Here is a 17,141-nt window from a genome sequence, read left to right on the forward strand (position 1 = left end):
TGTGACCAGGGGCCCGCAGCCGCGGTGCTGCGGGCCCCTGGTCACCACCACCGTCCGCACGAGGCGGAACGCCCGGTGGGCGAACGACCAGCAGGACCCTTCTCAGACCGCTCCGACGATGACCTCGTGGTCAGCGTCGGCCTCCAGGACACGGTGACGACGATGAGGTGGACGACCGCGACGTGCGCGTCGCCGCGACCGGGGCGCCGGTATGCCGGCCATCCGGCCGGTGCCGCGTCAGGCCCCGACGAGCAGTCGGTCGATGGCCGGCGCCGACAGGACCTGCTGAGCGACCATCTGCGAGGCTCCGAGGACTCCGGCGCGCCCCTCGGTCTGGGAGGCGACGATGCGCAGGTGCTGGGTGGCGAGTGGCAGCGAGCGGCTGTACACGACCTCACGGATACCCGCGAGCAGGTGCTCACCGACCTCGGACACGATCCCGCCGATGACGATGACCGACGGGTTGAGCAGGTTGACGACGCCGGCAACGACGTCACCGATGTCCCGCCCGGCCTGGCGCACCGTCTGGCTCGCGGTGGTGTTGCCTGCCCGCACGAGCTCGACGATCTGCGCGGTGCGCTGGATGTCGACGCCCTGCGAGCGCAAGGACTCGACGACGGCCTGGCCGCTCGCCAGCGCCTCGAGGCACCCGACGTTGCCGCAGCGGCACGGCACCTGACGTCCGCGGGGCACCGCGATGTGACCGAGGTCCCCCGCGGCGCCCAGCGCCCCGCGCCGCAGCTCGCCGTCGGAGATGATGCCGGCGCCGATGCCGGTGGCGATCTTGATGAAGACGAGGTCCTTGACCTCGTGCCACCGCGCCGCGTGCTCGCCGATGGCCATGATGTTGACGTCGTTGTCGACGAGCACCGGGGTCGGCAGCGTCCGGCTCACGTGTCGAGGCACGTCGAAGCCGTCCCAGCCGGGCATGATCGGTGGGCTGATCGCCCGACCGAGCTTGTGCTCGACGGGACCCGGAAGACCGATCCCGACCCCTGCGACGTCGGACACCGGGCGCCCGAGCTCCTCGACCATCTCGCACAGCACCGTCGTGACGGCGTCGAGCACGACCTCCGGACCGTCCGCGATGGTCAGCTCCAGCGACCGCTCGCTCAGCACCGTCGAGGCGAGGTCGGTCACGGCCAGGCGGCCGTGGCTCACGCCCAGGTCAGCGGCGAGGATGATGCGCGCGCCGGGGTTGAACGCGAACGTCGCGGGCGGGCGTCCTCCGGTGGACGAGGCCTCGCCGGCCGGGACGATCAGGCCCGAGGCAAGCAGCTCGTCGATCCGCGCCGCCACCGTCGGGCGCGCGAAGCCGGTGACGGCGGCAAGGTCCGCGCGGGTCCGGGGCCGCCCGTCGCGGATGAGCTGAAAAAGCGTGCCGGCCGACCGCGGGTCGGCCTCACGGCGCACCTCACCTCGCGCCTCCAGGCCTGTCGAAAGTGTGACCATGCACAGAGTAAACCACCGATGCTTCAACAGGTCACGCTAACGTAACTATCTTTTTTCTTCCCAACTTTTGATTGACGGACGTCAGAATGCCCCCTTACAGTGTCGCCATGGTCACAGCAGACCCCCGTCCCCTCCTCCACATCACCGACATCGTCAAGCACTTCCCGGGCGCCAAGGCCCTGGACGGCGTGGACCTCGAGGTCCACGCCGGTGAGGTCCACTGCCTCCTGGGCCAGAACGGCGCCGGAAAGTCGACCCTCATCAAGGTGCTCGCGGGCGCGCACCAGCCCAACTCCGGGGAGATCCGGTGGAACGGCGAGGTCGTGACCATCGGGTCACCCACCGCCGCCCTCGAGCTCGGCATCGCCACGATGTACCAGGAGCTCGACGTCGTCGACGGTCTCAGCGTGGCGGAGAACATCTTCCTCGGCCACGAGCTCTCGCGCGGCGGCCTGCTCCGGCGGTCCGAGGCACACAGTCGCACCCGCGAGCTGCTCGCGCGACTGGGCCACAGCGAGATCTCTCCCGGCCGTGAGGTCGGGCGCCTGTCGGCGGCCGGCAAGCAGATCGTGTCGATGGCACGTGCGCTCTCCCACGACGCGCGCGTCATCGTCATGGACGAGCCGTCCGCGGTGCTCGACCCGGAGGAGGTGGCGAACCTCTACCGCATCGTGCGTTCCCTCTCCTCCGAGGGCGTCGCGGTCATCTACATCTCCCACCGGCTGGAAGAGATCCGTGAGATCGGTGACCGGATCACCGTCCTCAAGGACGGCCGGACCGTCGCCGAGAACCTCGCGGTCGCCGACACGCCCACTGCGGACCTCATCCGCCTCATGACCGGCCGCACCGTCGAGGGCGACTTCGGCGGTGGCCGGGGCACGCACGAGCGGGGCGAGCCCGTGCTCGAGGTCGAGAACCTCGCGCTGGCCGGCGTCTTCGAGGACGTGTCGTTCACCGTCCGCGCCGGACAGATCGTCGGCCTTGCCGGTCTCGTGGGCGCCGGACGCTCGGAGATCCTCGAAACCATCTACGGGGCCCGCCGGGCGACGGGCGGGTCCATCCGCGTCAAGGGCGAGAAGCTGCGGCCCGGTTCCGTGCCGGCGGCCGTGGACGCGGGCATCGGCCTGGCTCCGGAGGAGCGCAAGAGCCAGGGTCTCCTGCTGGACGAGCCGGTCTACCGCAACATCACGCTGTCCACGTTCGCCCGGTTCGCCCGGTCCGGCTTCCTCGACGAGCGGGCCGAGCGCAAGGCGGCTGACGAGCAGATCACGTCGTTGCAGGTCGCTCCCAACGACGGTGCCCGCAACATCCGCACGCTCTCCGGCGGGAACCAGCAGAAGGCGATGCTCGCCCGCTGGCTCGTCCACGGGTGCGACATCCTGCTGCTCGACGAACCGACCCGAGGAGTGGACGTCGGCGCCCGCGCCGAGATCTACGCCCTCATCCGCCGCCTTGCCGCCTCGGGGGCAGCGGTGCTCATGGTCTCGAGCGAGATCGAGGAGGTCCTCGGCCTGGCCGACGAGGTCCTCGTCATCGCCGAAGGCCACGTGGTCCACGACGGACCCGCTGACCAGATCGACGAGCACAAGGTGCTCGACCTCGTCATGGAAGGAACTCACGCATGAGTGAGAACACCGCGGCAGACACCTCCGCGGCCGGCTCCCCGGCCCTGCCGCCCACGAACCGCGACGCCGCTCCGGAGGCGGAGACGACGAAGGACGCAGGCGGCCGGCGGTTCGGGGGCTCGGGCCTGGCCCGCAACCTCGGCCTGATCATCGCGCTCGCCCTGCTGTGCATCGTCGGGTTCATCACCGCGGGGGAGCGGTTCCTCGACGCCAACAACTTCACGACGATCGTGGCCTTCGCGGCGACCGTCGGCATCGTCAGCGTCGGGATGACCTTCGTCATCACCGGCGGGGGCATCGACCTCTCCGTCGGGTCGGTGCTGGGCCTGGCCTCGGTGTGGGCCACGACCCTCGCGACGCAGACCATGGCGGCGGACATGCACTGGATCGTCATGGTCTTCGCCGCCCTCGCCGTCGGAACCGTCGCGGGACTCATCAACGGGGTGATCGTCGCCTACGGGCGGGTGGTGTCCTTCATCGCCACCCTCGCCATGCTCGTCGGTGCCCGCGGCCTCGCCGAGATCATCTCCGGCCGGCAGACCCAGATCATCGACGTCAGCGCGTTCAAGGACTTCTTCGGCGCGGACGTCCTGGGCCTGCCGATGATCGTGTGGATGTTCCTCCTGGTCGCCGCGCTCGGCTGGGTGCTCCTCAACCGGACGACGTTCGGCCGGCGCACCGTCGCCGTGGGTGGCAACCCGGAGGCCGCCCGGCTGGCCGGCATCAAGGTCCAGCGCCACACGATGTACCTCTTCGCGCTCTCCGGCCTCACCGCCGGGATCGCCGCCGTGACCCTGATGGGTCGGACGGGCGCCGGCACCTCGACGCACGGCCTGCTCCTGGAGCTGGACGTCATCGCCGCCGTCGTCGTCGGTGGCACGCTGCTCGTCGGCGGTCGCGGCACCATCGTCGGCACCGTCCTCGGCGTACTCATCTTCGCCACGCTCAAGAACATCTTCGTCCTCAACAACCTGTCCACCTCGGTGCAGGCACTGGCGCAGGGCGCAATCATCGTCCTCGCCGTCATGCTCCAGCAGCGGTTCGCCGCTCGCGGTACCAGCTAACCCTCTCGTCCCGTCCCCTACCCCCGTCAGTACGTCCTGTTATCCCGTTCAAGGAGGAACCCCTCATGTCCGCACGTACCACGCGCCGTCGGTTCGCCGTCGCGGCCGGCGTCTCGGCCGCCCTGCTCCTCGCCGGATGCACCGGCAACACTCCCGAGGAGGTGGAGGGTGACAACGGCGACAACGGCAACGGCTCCACCAACGAGCAGGCCGGCTCGAGCAACGACGAGACCGGTGAGACGGTGACCATCGGCTTCTCCGCACCCGCCGCCGACCACGGCTGGATGGCGGCGATCACCACAGCGGCCCAGGAGGAGGCTGCGGAGTTCGAGGACGTCGACCTGCGCGTCGCCGAGGGCACCAACGACGTCAACCTCCAGATCAGCCAGGTGGAGACCTTCATCAACGAGGGCGTCGACGCGATCGTCATGCTGCCCTTCGACGGCGCCGCGCTCACCGGGGTCGCGCTCGACGCCATGGAGGCCGGCATCCCGGTCGTCAACGTCGACCGCGAGTTCTCCGACCCCAACGCCGCCCGCGTCACCATCCTGGGCGACAACTACGGCATGGGTGTCAGCGCCGGCGAGTACATGTGCGAGCGCCTCGGTGACCAGCCCGACGCCGTCATCGCCGAGATCGCCGGCATCGACAACCTGCCGCTGACCCAGGACCGCAGCCAGGGCTTCGCCGACGCGCTGGGCGAGTGCGGCCTCGAGGTCTCCAACCGCGTCGCCGCCGACTTCACCGTCCAGGGCGGGGAGTCCGCGACGGCCAACCTGCTCCAGGCGGCCCCGCAGATCGACGCCATCTGGAACCACGACGACGACCAGGGTGTCGGCGTCATGCAGGCCATCGAGAACGCCGGCCGTGACGAGTTCTTCGTCGTCGGTGGCGCCGGCTCGGCCAACGTCATGCGAGACATCCAGTCGGGCGACTCCCTCGTCGAGGCCACCGTCGTCTACCCGTCCACGCAGGCTGCGGACGGCATCCGGCTCGCCCGCCTGCTCGCGCAGGGCAAGGCCATGTCCGACCTCGTCGAGGTCGAGGTCCCGCGCCTCATCCAGCTCTACGCCCCGGTCGTGACCGCGGACAACGTCGACCAGTACATCGACTCGGCGTTCGAGTCCTGAGCAGCCCGTGAATCCGGGGGTGCCGGTTCGCCGGCACCCCCGGTTTCGCGCACGACACACGAAGGAGCCAATTCCGATGACTGAGGACAAGCCGCGGATCGGCGTGGCGATGATCGGGTACGCCTTCATGGGGCGGGCCCACTCCCAGGCGTGGCGCAACGCGCACCGGTTCTTCGACCTCCCGCTCGAGCCGCACATGGCGGTCCTCGTGGGACGCGACGAGCAGCGTGCGACGGCGGCGGCCGGCCAGCTCGGGTGGGGCGCCGTCGAGACCGACTGGCGCCGGGCCATCGCGCGTGACGACGTCGACGTCGTCGACATCTGCACACCGGGGGACACGCACGCCGAGATCGCCATCGCGGCGCTCGAGGCCGGCAAGCACGTCCTCGTCGAGAAGCCGATGGCCAACACGGTCGCCGAGGCGGAGGCGATGGCCGCGGCGGCAGCGACGGCTCGCGCCTCGGGCGTGCGCTCGATGGTCGGCTTCACCTACCGGCGCGTGCCGGCCATCCAGCTGGCCCGCCAGCTCATCGCCGACGGTCGCATCGGCGAGGTCAGGCAGGTCCGCGCGCAGTACCTCCAGGACTGGCTCGCCGACGCGGACGCACCGCTGTCGTGGCGGCTGGACAAGGAGAAGGCCGGCTCGGGCGCCCTGGGGGACATCGGCGCCCACATCGTCGACCTCACGCAGTTCATCACCGGGCAGCGCCTCACCGGCGTCTCCGGCATGCTCGACACGTTCGTCACGGAACGGCCCGTGGCCGAGAGCTTCAGCGGCCTGCACGGGACCGCCGGCACCGAGCGCGGTCCCGTCACCGTCGACGACGCAGCCCTGTTCACCGCGCGCCTCGACAGTGGTGCGCCGGCGATCCTCGAGGCGACCCGCTTCGCGTGGGGCCGCAAGAACGCGATGCGTATCGAGGTCAACGGCTCGACGGGCTCGATCGCCTTCGACTTCGAGGAGATGAACGTCCTCAACTTCTACGACGCGACAGAGCCCGCGGTGACCTCCGGTTTCCGGCGCATCCTGGTCACTGAGCCGGTCCACCCCTACATCGAAGGCTGGTGGCCCCCGGGTCATGGCCTGGGGTACGAGCACGGCTTCGTCCACCAGGTCGTCGACCTCGTGCGCGCCCTAGCCGCCGACGAGGACCCGGCACCGTCCTTCGAGGACGGGCTGCACGTCCAGCGCGTGCTCGACGCGGTCGAGAGGTCGAGCGCGCAGCACAGCACCTTCACCCAGATTGGAGACTGACAATGGCTCGACCGATCACGCTCTTCACCGGCCAGTGGGCGGACCTTCCCTTCGAGGAGGTGGCCCGGCTCGCCGGCGAGTGGGGCTACGACGGGCTGGAGATCGCCTGCTGGGGTGACCACCTCGACCCGTGGCTGGCCGCCGAGGACGACGCCTACGTCCAGAACAGGCTCGACATCCTGGAGAAGAACGGCCTCAAGGTCTTCACGATCGCCAACCACCTCAAGGGTCAGGCCGTCTGCGACGACCCCATCGACCAGCGGCACCGTGACATCCTCTCGGACAGGATCTGGGGCGACGGCGATCCCGAGGGCGTGCGTCAGCGCGCCGCGGAGGAGATGAAGGTGACCGCTCGTGCGGCCGCCCGGCTGGGGGTCAAGACCGTCACCGGCTTCACCGGCAGCTCGATCTGGAAGTACGTCGCGATGTTCCCGCCCGCCTCCGACGAGCTCGTCGAGGCCGGCTACCGGGACTTCGCCGACCGCTGGAACCCCATCCTCGACGTGTTCGACGAGGTCGGCGTGCGCTTCGCCCACGAGGTCCACCCCTCGGAGATCGCCTACGACTACTGGACGACGCACCGCACGCTGGAAGCCATCGGCCACCGGGAGGCCTTCGGCCTGAACTGGGACCCCTCGCACTTCATGTGGCAGGACCTCGACCCGGTCGCCTTCCTGCTGGACTTCCGGGACAAGATCCTCCACGTCCACTGCAAGGACTCCAAGCGTCGCCTCAACGGGCGCAACGGCCGCCTCGGCTCGCACCTGCCGTGGGCCGACCCGCGCCGTGGCTGGGACTTCATCAGCACCGGCCACGGCGACGTGCCGTGGGAGGACGCCATCCGGATGCTCAACCACATCGGCTACGACGGCCCGCTGTCGGTCGAGTGGGAGGACGCCGGCATGGACCGGCTCGTCGGTGCCCCCGAGGCGCTGGAGTTCGTCCGGAAGCTGTCCTTCAAGCCCTCCGAGGCGGCATTCGACGCCGCGTTCTCCACGCGCTGACCCGCCGGTCGCGGGACCCCCGAGACCGCCGACACCACAGCTCCTGCCGATCCGCTTCGGCAGGAGCTGTGCTGTCGGCGCCGCCGTGTGTGACGAAGGTCCGATTGTCACGGTTCGGTAACGCCCCCTAGCGTGGGCCGCCGGAGGCGAAGACGCCGAGGACGGACGACACCGAGGGGATCTCGACAATGACTGTGCGACGCACGCTGGGCGCGGGCCTGACCGTAGGGCTTCTCATGGTGGCTGCACCGGCCGCCGCCAAGGGGGGAGACGTCGACGGTGAGGGCGAGCGCTACCGCCTGACAAACGGCTGGGCAGGGGACAGCGACGTGACCTTCGCCTACGGGCGCGGCGACGACAGCGTCTATGCCGGCGACTGGGACGGGAGCGGCTTCGACACGCTCGCCGTGCGACGCGGCGCGACCTACCACTTCCGCAACAGTCTCTCCGGCGGTGCGGCCGACGTCGTCGCCACCTACGGTCGCTCCGACGACGTCGTGTACATGGGTGACTGGGACGGCGACGGTGTCGACACCCCGGTCGTCCGGCGCGGGAGCGAGTACCACGTCAAGAACAGCCTGACCGGCGGCGACGCGGACGTGGTCATCGCCTACGGCCGACCTGGCGACGTCGTCCTCATCGGGGACTGGGACGGCGACGGTGTCGACACGCTGGGCGTGCGCCGCGGGAACGTCTACCACCTGAAGAACTCCATCGCCGGCGGCGACGCCGACGTCGTGGTCGGGTACGGCAGGGCCGAGGACGTGGTCCTCGTCGGCAACTGGAGCGGCCAGGGCGGGGACACCCTGGGCGTGCGCCGCGGTGACGTCTTCCACATGAAGAACTCCATCAGCGGCGGGAACGCCGACATCGTCATGGCGTACGGGCAGGCGACCGACGGCGTCCTCGTCGGCGACTGGGACGGCGACGGGAGCGACACGATCGGCCTGCGCAGCCCCGAGGTCACGTCCGCAGCCCAGACGGTCGACGGCATGCACGCGTACGACGATCGGATGATCGAGCTGGTCAACGCCGAACGTGCCGCCCGCGGCATCGCGCCGGTGCGTGCGGTCCCGGCACTGCGCGACGCCGCCGTGCGCCACTCCACCTGGATGGCGGACCAGGGCCGGATCGAGCACGCCGCGTGGTCGACGATCAGCAGTGACGCCGGCGCCATCGGGTGCACGGCGGCCTCCGAGCTCATCGTCCGGACCTGGCAGCGCGACACGGCGCCCGAGCCGCGCGCCGCGATCGACTGGTACATGAACTCAGCGGTCCACCGCGACGCCATCCTCAACCCGGACTACCGCTACCTCGCCGCCGGGTCCGTCGAGGCCGGCAGCTACGCCTACAACACGATGCGCTTCGCCCGCAGCTGCTCCTGACCCACGCCTCTCATCGGCGGTCGGGCCCTCCGACCTCTCAAGTCCGTCGACCGGCTGCCGATGCGTGCTGTGGATGGCTGTCACACGGAACTCGAGGAACGCACACATGACGACACGACGCCGCCTGCTCGCCGCGGGCCTGACCCTCGGGCTCCTCGCCGTCGCGGCTCCGGCCGCCGGCAAGGGCGCGGAGACCGACGGTGAGGGACCCCGCTACCACCTGACGAACACGTGGGCGGGGATCACGCACCTGTCTCTCGCTTACGGGCACTCGGACGACATCGTCTACGTCGGGAACTGGGACGGGGAGGGCACCGACACCCTGGCCGTGCGCCGTGGTGCGACCTACCACTTCCGCAACAGTCTCTCCAGCGGCGTGGCGGACCGCGTCGTCACCTACGGCAGGCCTGACGACGTCGTCCTCATGGGTGACTGGGACGGCGACGGCGTCGACACCCCGGCCGTCCGCCGCCGGTCGCACTACTTCGTGAAGAACACCCTGAGCGGGGGCGACGCGGACAAGGTCATCGCCTACGGGCGTCCGGGAGACGTCGTCGTCGTCGGGGACTGGGACGGCGACGGCTCCGACTCCCTCGGCGTGCGGCGGGGAAGCTTCTACTACCTGAAGAACTCCATCAGCGGCGGCGAGGCGGACTCCGTCATCGCCTACGGCCGTCCGAACGACGACGTCCTCGTCGGCGACTGGGACGGTCGCAACGGTGACAGCCTCGGGGTGCGGCGCGGCGACGTGTTCCACATGAAGAACTCGATCAGCGGTGGCAACGCCGACATCGTCATGCCCTACGGCGCCACCACCGACGGTGTCCTGGTCGGCGACTGGGACGGCAACGGTGCCGACACGATCGGCCTGCGCAACGCGGTGAACCACCCCGTGCCCCCGCGCGTCGGCAGCATGCACGAGTACGACGAGCGGATGATCGAGATGATCAACGCCGAGCGCGCGGCCCGCGGTACCGCCCCGGTGCGCGCCGTGCCCGAGCTGCGGCCGGCAGCCGTGCGCCACTCCTCGTGGATGGCCGGCAAGAGCATCATCCAGCACGCGACGAGTGCCACGATCGCCTCGGACGCGCAGGCGGTCGGCTGCACCCGCGGCGGCGAGCACATCGTGCGGACCTACCAGCGCGGGACGGCGCCCGACCCCCGGGACGCGATGAACTGGTACATGAACTCCACGGACCACCGCACCGGCATCCTCAACCCGAACAACACGCACGTGGCCGTCGGCACCGTCCAGTCCGGCGACATGGTCTACAACACCCAGCGGTTCGTGCGGAACTGCTCCTGACGGCGTCCAGCTGACCGGCCGACTGCTGCTGGCTACCCGGCAGCGGCCACGACGATGTCGGCAGCCTCGCGTCCGGTCGCGGCGGCCGATCGGTGCCGGCGCACCCAATGCGCACGGCGACGGCTCCCCGCGGGAGACCGCGGAGCCTGCAGCGCAGCGATCATCGCACCCGCCGCAGCGTCGGCGTCGTGCTCGACAGCCCAGCCCAGCCGCTCCTCCGTGATCTGCTCCGCGGCCGCGCCCACCCCGGCGAAGATGATGGGAGCGCCGCACGCGAGCGCGGCGTGGATCTTGGTCGGGAAGGCGAGGTCGTACCCACGACCGGGGATGATGCTCGCCAGGCAGGCGGACGCGCCGCGCTGCCACCTGGCGGCGTCCTCTGCCGGCCCTCGCGCGTGGAACGTCACGGACCCCGGGGGCAGGTCGTCGGCGAGGGCCTTCAGCCGCTGCCAGTCGGTTCCCTGCCCGAGATAGACCAGGCGGGCCTCGGGCACCGCTTCCAGGACGCGGGGGAGCGCACGGATGAAGACGTCGGCCCCCTGCCACTCCGACGCGGTTCCGGCGTACAGCAGATACGGACGTCCCCCGTCGTCGACGGCCGGGCCGTCCGGTGTGAAGACGTCGGTGTCGACGCCGTTGGGCACGACGTGGACGTTCCTCACACCGAGCTCGGCCAGCCGTGTCGCCACCGGGGCCGACACGGCGATGACACCCTCAGCCGCGCCCATCGCCCAGCGCTCGACGGCCCGCAGCGTCCGGACGACCACCCCCGGCATGCGAGCGGACTCGGCAGCGTCCGCCCACACGTCGGCGGCGTAGTAGACGTACGGCACCCGGCGTAGCGCCGCTGCGACGCGGACCACGACACCGGTGGTCGGGGGCGGCTCGCAGACCACGACGTCCGGGCGCGGTGCACGCAGCAGCCGCAGGAACAGCGGCAGGTCGAAGCTGAGGTACTGGAGGTACCCGCGGACGTAGCCCTCGGAGTCGCGGAGGACCGGCCAGCGCTCGACCCGTGCACCGACGTCGGTGGGTTCGGGCAGCCCGCCGGGAACGGTGGTCGTGAGCACCCGGACACGGGCCCCGACGCCCGCCAGTCCGCGGGTGAGCGCGGCGAGGCGGAAGGAGGCCGCCGCAGGCTCCGGGGCGAAGATCCGCGTCGCCACGAGCACACGAACCCCGCCATGAACCTTCGCCATGCACCCTCCTCCGACATCCCGCGGGTCCGATCGCCGAGCCCAGACTACGGCTCACGCGGCCGCTCACCCGCCCGGACCCACCTGTCGACATGGCTCGTCAGCGGTGCGCCGGGCCCGCAAGGCCCGGACCGTACGATGGCCACGTGTCCGACCGACCTCGCGCGCTCATCGTCTCCTTCTCCCCGATCCACCGCGACGCGCGCGTGCTGCGCCAGCTCTCGGTGGTCGCCCGGCACGCCAGGGTCACGACGATCGGCTACGGCCCCGCACCAGCCGGCTCCGAGGAGCACCTGCGCATTCCCGACGACGCTGCGTCGCTCCCGCAGACGGTGCGCGGGGTGCTCACCCTGATCGCCCGTCGCTGGAGGGCTGCCGAGCTGGCCTCGCCGGCGGCGAGGCTCAGCCTCGAGCTCGTGGCGGGCCGGCGCTGGGACATGGTCGTCGCGAACGACGCGCGGGCCCTGCCCGTTGCGTTCCGGCTCGCCGACGGCGCGCCGGTGTGGGCCGACCTGCACGAGTGGGCTCCGGAGGAGCGCAGCCACGTACCGGTGTGGAAGATCCTCGTCGCGCCGCTGATGGATCACCTGTGCCGCACGTACCTGCCGCGGTGCGCAGCGACGACCACCGTGGGTCTGGCGATCTCCGAGCTCTACGAGGAGCGCTACGGGGTCCGTCCAGCGGTCATGCGCAACACGGCCCCGTGGACCGACCTTGCTCCTACGCCCGTCGACGGCGACACGATCCGGCTGGTCCACTCCGGTGGGGCGGTGCCCGGACGGCGGCTGGAGACCATCATCGACGTCGCGGACCGGCTCGGCGAGGGGTACAGCCTCGACCTCTTTCTCGTACCGGCGAAGGACGGGGAGGCCTATCTCGAAGGGCTGCGGGAGCGTGCGTCGTCCAACCCCAGGGTCACCTTCCACCCACCCGTCCCCGCCACGGAGCTCCCCGCGACACTCAACCGCTTCGACCTGGGCGTCTACTGGATACCGCCGTACTCCCGGAACGCACGGCTCGCGCTGCCGAACAAGCTCTTCGACTTCGTCCAGGGCCGCCTGGCCATCGCGGTGGGGCCCTCCCAGGAGATGGAGAGCGTCGTCCGCGAGCACGACCTCGGTGTGGTGAGCGAGGACTTCGACGTCGCGAGCTGCGTCCGCTCGGTCGCCGCGATGACGCGCGACGACATCGCCAGGTTCAAGAGCAACGCGCACGCGGCGTCCCGCCCGCTGAGCTTCGAGTCCGACGCGGAGGTCGCCGACGGCGTCGTGCGGACGCTGCTGTCCGCCGGGTAGCAGCCGGAGATCCCGAACCGTTCAGTCGCCGGCGAGGAGCGCGTCGATGGCCCGCACCCACGGCTCGGACAGCCTGCGGGCATCCAGCTGCTCCGCTGCTCGGTGGGACGCCGCCTTGTAGGCGTCCACCGCCTCGGGAGTCAGGGCCGTCAGCGCGGCGGCGATCTCCTCGGCACTGAACCCGTCGGTCACCAGGCCGACGTCATGTGCCCGGACGAGGTCGACCATCTCCGGCGAGGGCCCGACGACGAGAGCAAGGCGGGCCTGGACGAACTCGAACATCTTGTTCGGCAGGGCGTGCCGGAGATTGAACGTCGTCGGGGGACAGACGAAGATGCCGATGTCATACCGGTGCATCGTCGGGACGAGCTCGGTGAAGGCGACCGGCTCGCGCACCGCGACCCCCGTGACGGACTCGTCACCCGCCCGCTCGACGAGCTCACGGATGTACCTGACATCGCCGGCAACCAGGTAGAGGTCGAACGTCAGGCGTCCGGGCGTGCGGGCGTTGACCCTCGTCACGGCATCGATCATCGCCTCGAGGCGCCGACCTCGGCCCGCCGCGCCGGCGTGGACGAGGCGGAGCGGCTCCGACGTCGGGGTCGGCGAGAGGTCCGGGCGGTACGGGGTGGCGTTCGGCACGACGTCCGCTGCGACACCGAAGGTCCTGCGGTACTCCTCCGCGATGCCGCGGGCGACCGTCGTCACCGAGGCGGCACGGGTGACGTACCTGCGGACGGCCCACCGCATGAGAGGCGCGATGGTCGCTTTCCACACCGCCTTCTCGCCCTGTTTCGGGGAGAACTCGTGCAGGTCGGCGTGTACCCCGGCCCGCGGCGCCAGCTCGACGGCCACCGGGACGGCGAGGACGTCGTTGGCGAGGACCACGTCCATCGGCGGCCGGCGCAGCACCTCGCGGCGGACGAGCGCGATGCGTTCCGAGCCGAAGTACAGCCGGTGGTACTGCCGCGCCCCGAGGAGTCCGGCGAGCGCCGCGGTGCTCTTGCGCCACCGGGCCAGGTGCACCGGGATCTCGATGTGGTCCGCTGCCCCCGCCGGTGCCGCTCCGTATCCGCACGTGACCACCTCGTAGCGCTCGGCGAAGATCTCGATCTGCCGCAGCACGCGAGGGTCCCTGGTCAGCTCGGAGAACGAGAGGATGAGCACCCTGCTCTTGGTCATGTCACCATCCGTCGAGTGCGTGTCGGTGTCACGGGCGAGCGGTCCCAGCCGAGGCAAGGGCGGAGACGGCTGCGGCCCACGGCGCCGAGAGCCGCTCGGCGGACAGCGCATCGGCTGCCGCATGGGACGCCGCCTTGTGCACGTCGACGGCTGTGGGAGTGAGCTCCTCGAGCGCGTGGACGAGGTCATCTGTCCCGTACCCGTCGGTCACCGCGCCGACGCCGTGCTCGCGCACGAGTGACGCCATCGCCGGGGACGGGCTCACCACGAGCATGAGCCGCGCCTGGACGAACTCGAACACCTTGTTGGGAAGTGCCCAGTAGTTGTTGAAGCTCACCGGCGGCAGGACGTGCATACCGACGTCGTAGGAGTGCATCGTCGGCACGAGCTCGGTGAAACCGACCGGCTCACGCACCGCGACACCCGTGACCGCCTCGTCGCCGGCACGGGCGGCCAGCTCGCGGATGTACCGCTCGTCGCCGGGGACGAGGTAGAGGTCGAACGCCAACCGACCGGGCGTGCGGGTGTTGACCTGCGTCACGGCGTCGATCATCACCTCGAGCCGCCGACCTCGGGTCGCCGCTCCTGCGTGGACCAGCCGGATCGGGTCCGCGGTCGGGGTCGGGTGGAGGTCGGGCCAGTACGGTGCCGCGTTGGGGACGACGTCGGCCGTAACGCCGAAGTTCTTGCCGTACTCCTCCGCGATGCCGCGGTTGACCGTCGTGACGGACGCCACCCGTGGCAGTGCGGTCCGGCACGCCCAGACCGCGAAGGGGCGCAGGCGTCTGCGCCACGTGCGGGTCGAGCCCTGCCCGGGAGCGTACTCGTGCAGGTCTGCGTGCACACCGCGTCGCGGGCGCAGCTCCAGGGCGACGGGAACGGCGAGGACGTCGTTGGCGACGACGATGTCCACGCCCCCTCGGCGCTCGACCTCGGCCCGGACGAAGCGGATCCGCGGCGAGCCGAAGTACAGCCGACGATGGCGGTGCGCCTCGAGCATGAGGGCAACCGGCTTGTAGCTGGGGCGCCATGACCGCAGCTCGTCGGGTATCTCGATGTGGTCGACGACGCCGGGCGGGGCGGGTCCGAACCCGCACGTGACGACGTCGTAGTCGTCACGGAACAGGTGGACCTGGCGCAGCACACGCGGGTCTCGTGCGATGTCCGAGAAGGACAGGACGAGGAGTGTCGTGCGCGCCACGCCTGTCCTCCTGTGTACTCCCCGGCCCGGACCTACCGGGCTGGCGACCCATCCTACGAGACTCGGGACGGTGTCTGTCGTCCTGCCGTACCCCAGTGCCCCTCAGCGAGGAGAGAATGGGGAAGGAATAGAGTCGCCACATGACGACGCGTGACGCCTTCCCCGGTCGGACTCCTCACGCACGACGAACCGCCTCCGACGACGACTGGCGCCTCGATCGATGAGGAACATCTGGACCACCCTGCGCCCGCTGCTCAAGGTCCTGCCTGCAGGCAGCCGCCGCTTCCTGCTGACGTACGGGTTCCTCACCGCCTCGCTGGCACTGCTCGACCTCGTGGCGCTCGGGATGGTCGGGACGCTCCTGCAGTCGGTTCTCAACGACTCGGCGGTGAGCATCCCGCTCGTGGGCGACCTGGCCTCGACGCAGAGCCGCGTCGTCGCGCTCTCCGCGGTGTGCACGCTCATCGTCCTCAAGGGAGTGCTGGCGGTGGCCCTCCTCTGGGCCGCCACGCGCAGGTTCGCCGCCCACGAGGTCGCGATCGGCGACCGCCTCTTCGCGGCCTACATGCGCTCGTCCTGGGAGGACCGGCTCAGCAAGAACACCGCCGAGCTCGTCCGCTCGGTGGACGTCGGGGTCGGCACGTCCGTCTCCGGGGTGCTCATGCCGAGCATGACGCTGTTCGGTGAGGTGGGCACGCTGCTGGCGATCGTCGTCGCCCTGGTGGTCTTCGACCCCCTCATCGCGGGGGTCACGGTCGTGTACCTCGGGCTCGTCGCCCTGCTCCTCGCCACGGTGATCTCTCCGCGTGCGGTCGCCGCCGGACGGGTCAACCGCACCTGGTCCCAGCGGACCGTACGGATCCTCAGCGAGGCGCTGGGTGCGCTCAAGGAGGTCACGCTCGCCGGGCGCTCCCAGGACGTGCAGGCGCGCGTGCACGGCACCCGCGTCCACAGCTCGCGCGCCCGGTCCAACACGATCTTCCTCGGGCAGGTTCCGCGCTACGTCCTCGAGGCCGCGCTCATCGTCGGATTCGTCCTCATCGCCGGGGTCGGGTACCTCACCGGCGGCGTCGAGGGAGCGGTGGCCGCCCTGGGCATGTTCGGCGTCGCCGGGTTCCGGATGGTGCCCGCACTCACGCGCTTCCAGGCCGTCCAGTCCCAGGTCAACGGTGCCGCCGCGTTCGCCAAGCAGGTGGTGCGCGACATCGAGGAGGCAGAGGAGGTCTTCGAGCGCCGCAGCCGTGACCGGCCGCAGCACGAGCTCGACGACGACGTCGCTGACATCGTGCTCGACAGCGTGACCTTCCACTACCCGGGCGCCGACGGGCCGGCACTGGACACGGTGAGCCTGACGATCCCGGCGGGATCACACGTGGCGTTCGTCGGTGCCTCCGGCGCCGGTAAGTCCACCATGGTCGACATCCTTCTCGGCCTGCTCGAGCCCACCGAGGGTCAGGTGACGGTCGGTGGGCAGCCGCTCGAGCTGGTGCTCGACTCCTGGCGACGCCGGATCGGGTACGTCCCGCAGGACGTGGCCCTCTTCGACTCGACGGTCGCCGAGAACGTCGCGCTGACCTGGGACCGCCATTCGGTCGACGAGCACCGCGTGCGCCGCGCGCTCGAGCGCGCGCAGCTGCTCCGCATCATCGAGGGGCGCCCGGGAGGGATCGACGCCCCGGTGGGGGAGCGCGGGCTCGCCCTGTCGGGTGGCCAGCGTCAGCGGCTGGGCATCGCCCGGGCGTTGTACAACGACCCCCGCGTCCTGGTGATGGACGAGGCGACGAGCGCCCTCGACACCGCGACCGAGGCCGCGGTCACCCGCGCCGTCAGCGACCTGCACGGTGAGGTCACCGTCATCACCGTCGCTCACCGACTGTCCACGATCAGGAACTCCGACATCGTCTTCTTCCTCCGCGACGGACGGCTGATCGCGCAGGGCAGCTTTGACGACGTCGTGCGCCAGGTCCCCGACTTCGCCGAGCAGGCTGCCCTCGCCGGGCTCTCCCGGTCAGCCGGGGACGCCTCACCCGGCTGACCACCATCGGT

At 70.7% G+C, this 17,141-nt stretch carries 13 protein-coding genes; 9 read left to right on the forward strand and 4 right to left on the reverse strand.

The window, feature by feature from the left end; all coding sequences use genetic code 11:
• Positions 1-237: 237 nt before the first annotated feature.
• Positions 238-1,452, reverse strand: coding sequence for an ROK family transcriptional regulator (locus tag VR894_RS07850; RefSeq protein WP_324650822.1), 1,215 nt, complete (start codon positions 1,450-1,452; stop codon positions 238-240).
• Between the two features lie 107 nt (positions 1,453-1,559).
• Between VR894_RS07850 and VR894_RS07855 the strand changes: the two genes are divergently transcribed.
• The 7 genes from VR894_RS07855 to VR894_RS07885 all read left to right on the forward strand — a co-directional run bounded on the left by VR894_RS07855 (position 1,560) and on the right by VR894_RS07885 (position 10,221).
• Positions 1,560-3,077 (forward strand): sugar ABC transporter ATP-binding protein, encoded by a 1,518-nt coding sequence (locus VR894_RS07855; RefSeq protein WP_324650823.1) that lies wholly within the window; start codon positions 1,560-1,562, stop codon positions 3,075-3,077.
• Complete coding sequence (locus tag VR894_RS07860; RefSeq protein ID WP_324650824.1) at positions 3,074-4,141, forward strand: ABC transporter permease; 1,068 nt, start codon at positions 3,074-3,076, stop codon at positions 4,139-4,141. The genes VR894_RS07855 and VR894_RS07860 overlap by 4 nt, the downstream gene beginning before the upstream one ends.
• 65 nt (positions 4,142-4,206) lie before the next feature.
• On the forward strand, positions 4,207-5,271 hold the full coding sequence (locus VR894_RS07865; RefSeq protein ID WP_324650825.1) for a substrate-binding domain-containing protein: 1,065 nt from the start codon (positions 4,207-4,209) through the stop codon (positions 5,269-5,271).
• Between the two features lie 76 nt (positions 5,272-5,347).
• Positions 5,348-6,526: a Gfo/Idh/MocA family oxidoreductase gene (locus tag VR894_RS07870; protein WP_324650826.1), complete on the forward strand. Its 1,179-nt coding sequence runs from the start codon at positions 5,348-5,350 to the stop codon at positions 6,524-6,526.
• Positions 6,527-6,528: 2 nt separating this feature from the next.
• Complete coding sequence (locus VR894_RS07875) at positions 6,529-7,530, forward strand: sugar phosphate isomerase/epimerase family protein (RefSeq protein ID WP_324650827.1); 1,002 nt, start codon at positions 6,529-6,531, stop codon at positions 7,528-7,530.
• A 188-nt stretch (positions 7,531-7,718) separates the two neighbouring features.
• Positions 7,719-8,915 (forward strand): CAP domain-containing protein, encoded by a 1,197-nt coding sequence (locus VR894_RS07880; protein WP_324650828.1) that lies wholly within the window; start codon positions 7,719-7,721, stop codon positions 8,913-8,915.
• A gap of 106 nt (positions 8,916-9,021) precedes the next feature.
• Complete coding sequence (locus VR894_RS07885) at positions 9,022-10,221, forward strand: CAP domain-containing protein (RefSeq protein ID WP_324650829.1); 1,200 nt, start codon at positions 9,022-9,024, stop codon at positions 10,219-10,221.
• Between the two features lie 32 nt (positions 10,222-10,253).
• Here VR894_RS07885 and VR894_RS07890 read toward each other — a convergent pair whose 3' ends face one another.
• The gene (locus VR894_RS07890) at positions 10,254-11,420 is read right to left on the reverse strand and encodes a glycosyltransferase family 4 protein (RefSeq protein ID WP_324650830.1); all 1,167 of its coding nucleotides are present in this window, start codon (positions 11,418-11,420) and stop codon (positions 10,254-10,256) included.
• 143 nt (positions 11,421-11,563) lie between these two features.
• Here VR894_RS07890 and VR894_RS07895 point away from each other — a divergent pair, with 143 nt between their 5' ends.
• Positions 11,564-12,712 (forward strand): hypothetical protein, encoded by a 1,149-nt coding sequence (locus VR894_RS07895; RefSeq protein ID WP_324650831.1) that lies wholly within the window; start codon positions 11,564-11,566, stop codon positions 12,710-12,712.
• 21 nt (positions 12,713-12,733) lie between these two features.
• Here VR894_RS07895 and VR894_RS07900 read toward each other — a convergent pair whose 3' ends face one another.
• Complete coding sequence (locus tag VR894_RS07900; RefSeq protein WP_324650832.1) at positions 12,734-13,894, reverse strand: glycosyltransferase; 1,161 nt, start codon at positions 13,892-13,894, stop codon at positions 12,734-12,736.
• 28 nt (positions 13,895-13,922) lie between these two features.
• Positions 13,923-15,095: a glycosyltransferase family 1 protein gene (locus VR894_RS07905; protein ID WP_324650833.1), complete on the reverse strand. Its 1,173-nt coding sequence runs from the start codon at positions 15,093-15,095 to the stop codon at positions 13,923-13,925.
• 220 nt (positions 15,096-15,315) lie between these two features.
• Between VR894_RS07905 and VR894_RS07910 the strand changes: the two genes are divergently transcribed.
• On the forward strand, positions 15,316-17,130 hold the full coding sequence (locus VR894_RS07910) for an ABC transporter ATP-binding protein (protein ID WP_324650834.1): 1,815 nt from the start codon (positions 15,316-15,318) through the stop codon (positions 17,128-17,130).
• Positions 17,131-17,141 lie beyond the last annotated feature (11 nt).

The organism is Georgenia sp. H159, from assembly GCF_035607575.1.
Taxonomy (GTDB): Bacteria; Actinomycetota; Actinomycetes; order Actinomycetales; family Actinomycetaceae; genus Oceanitalea.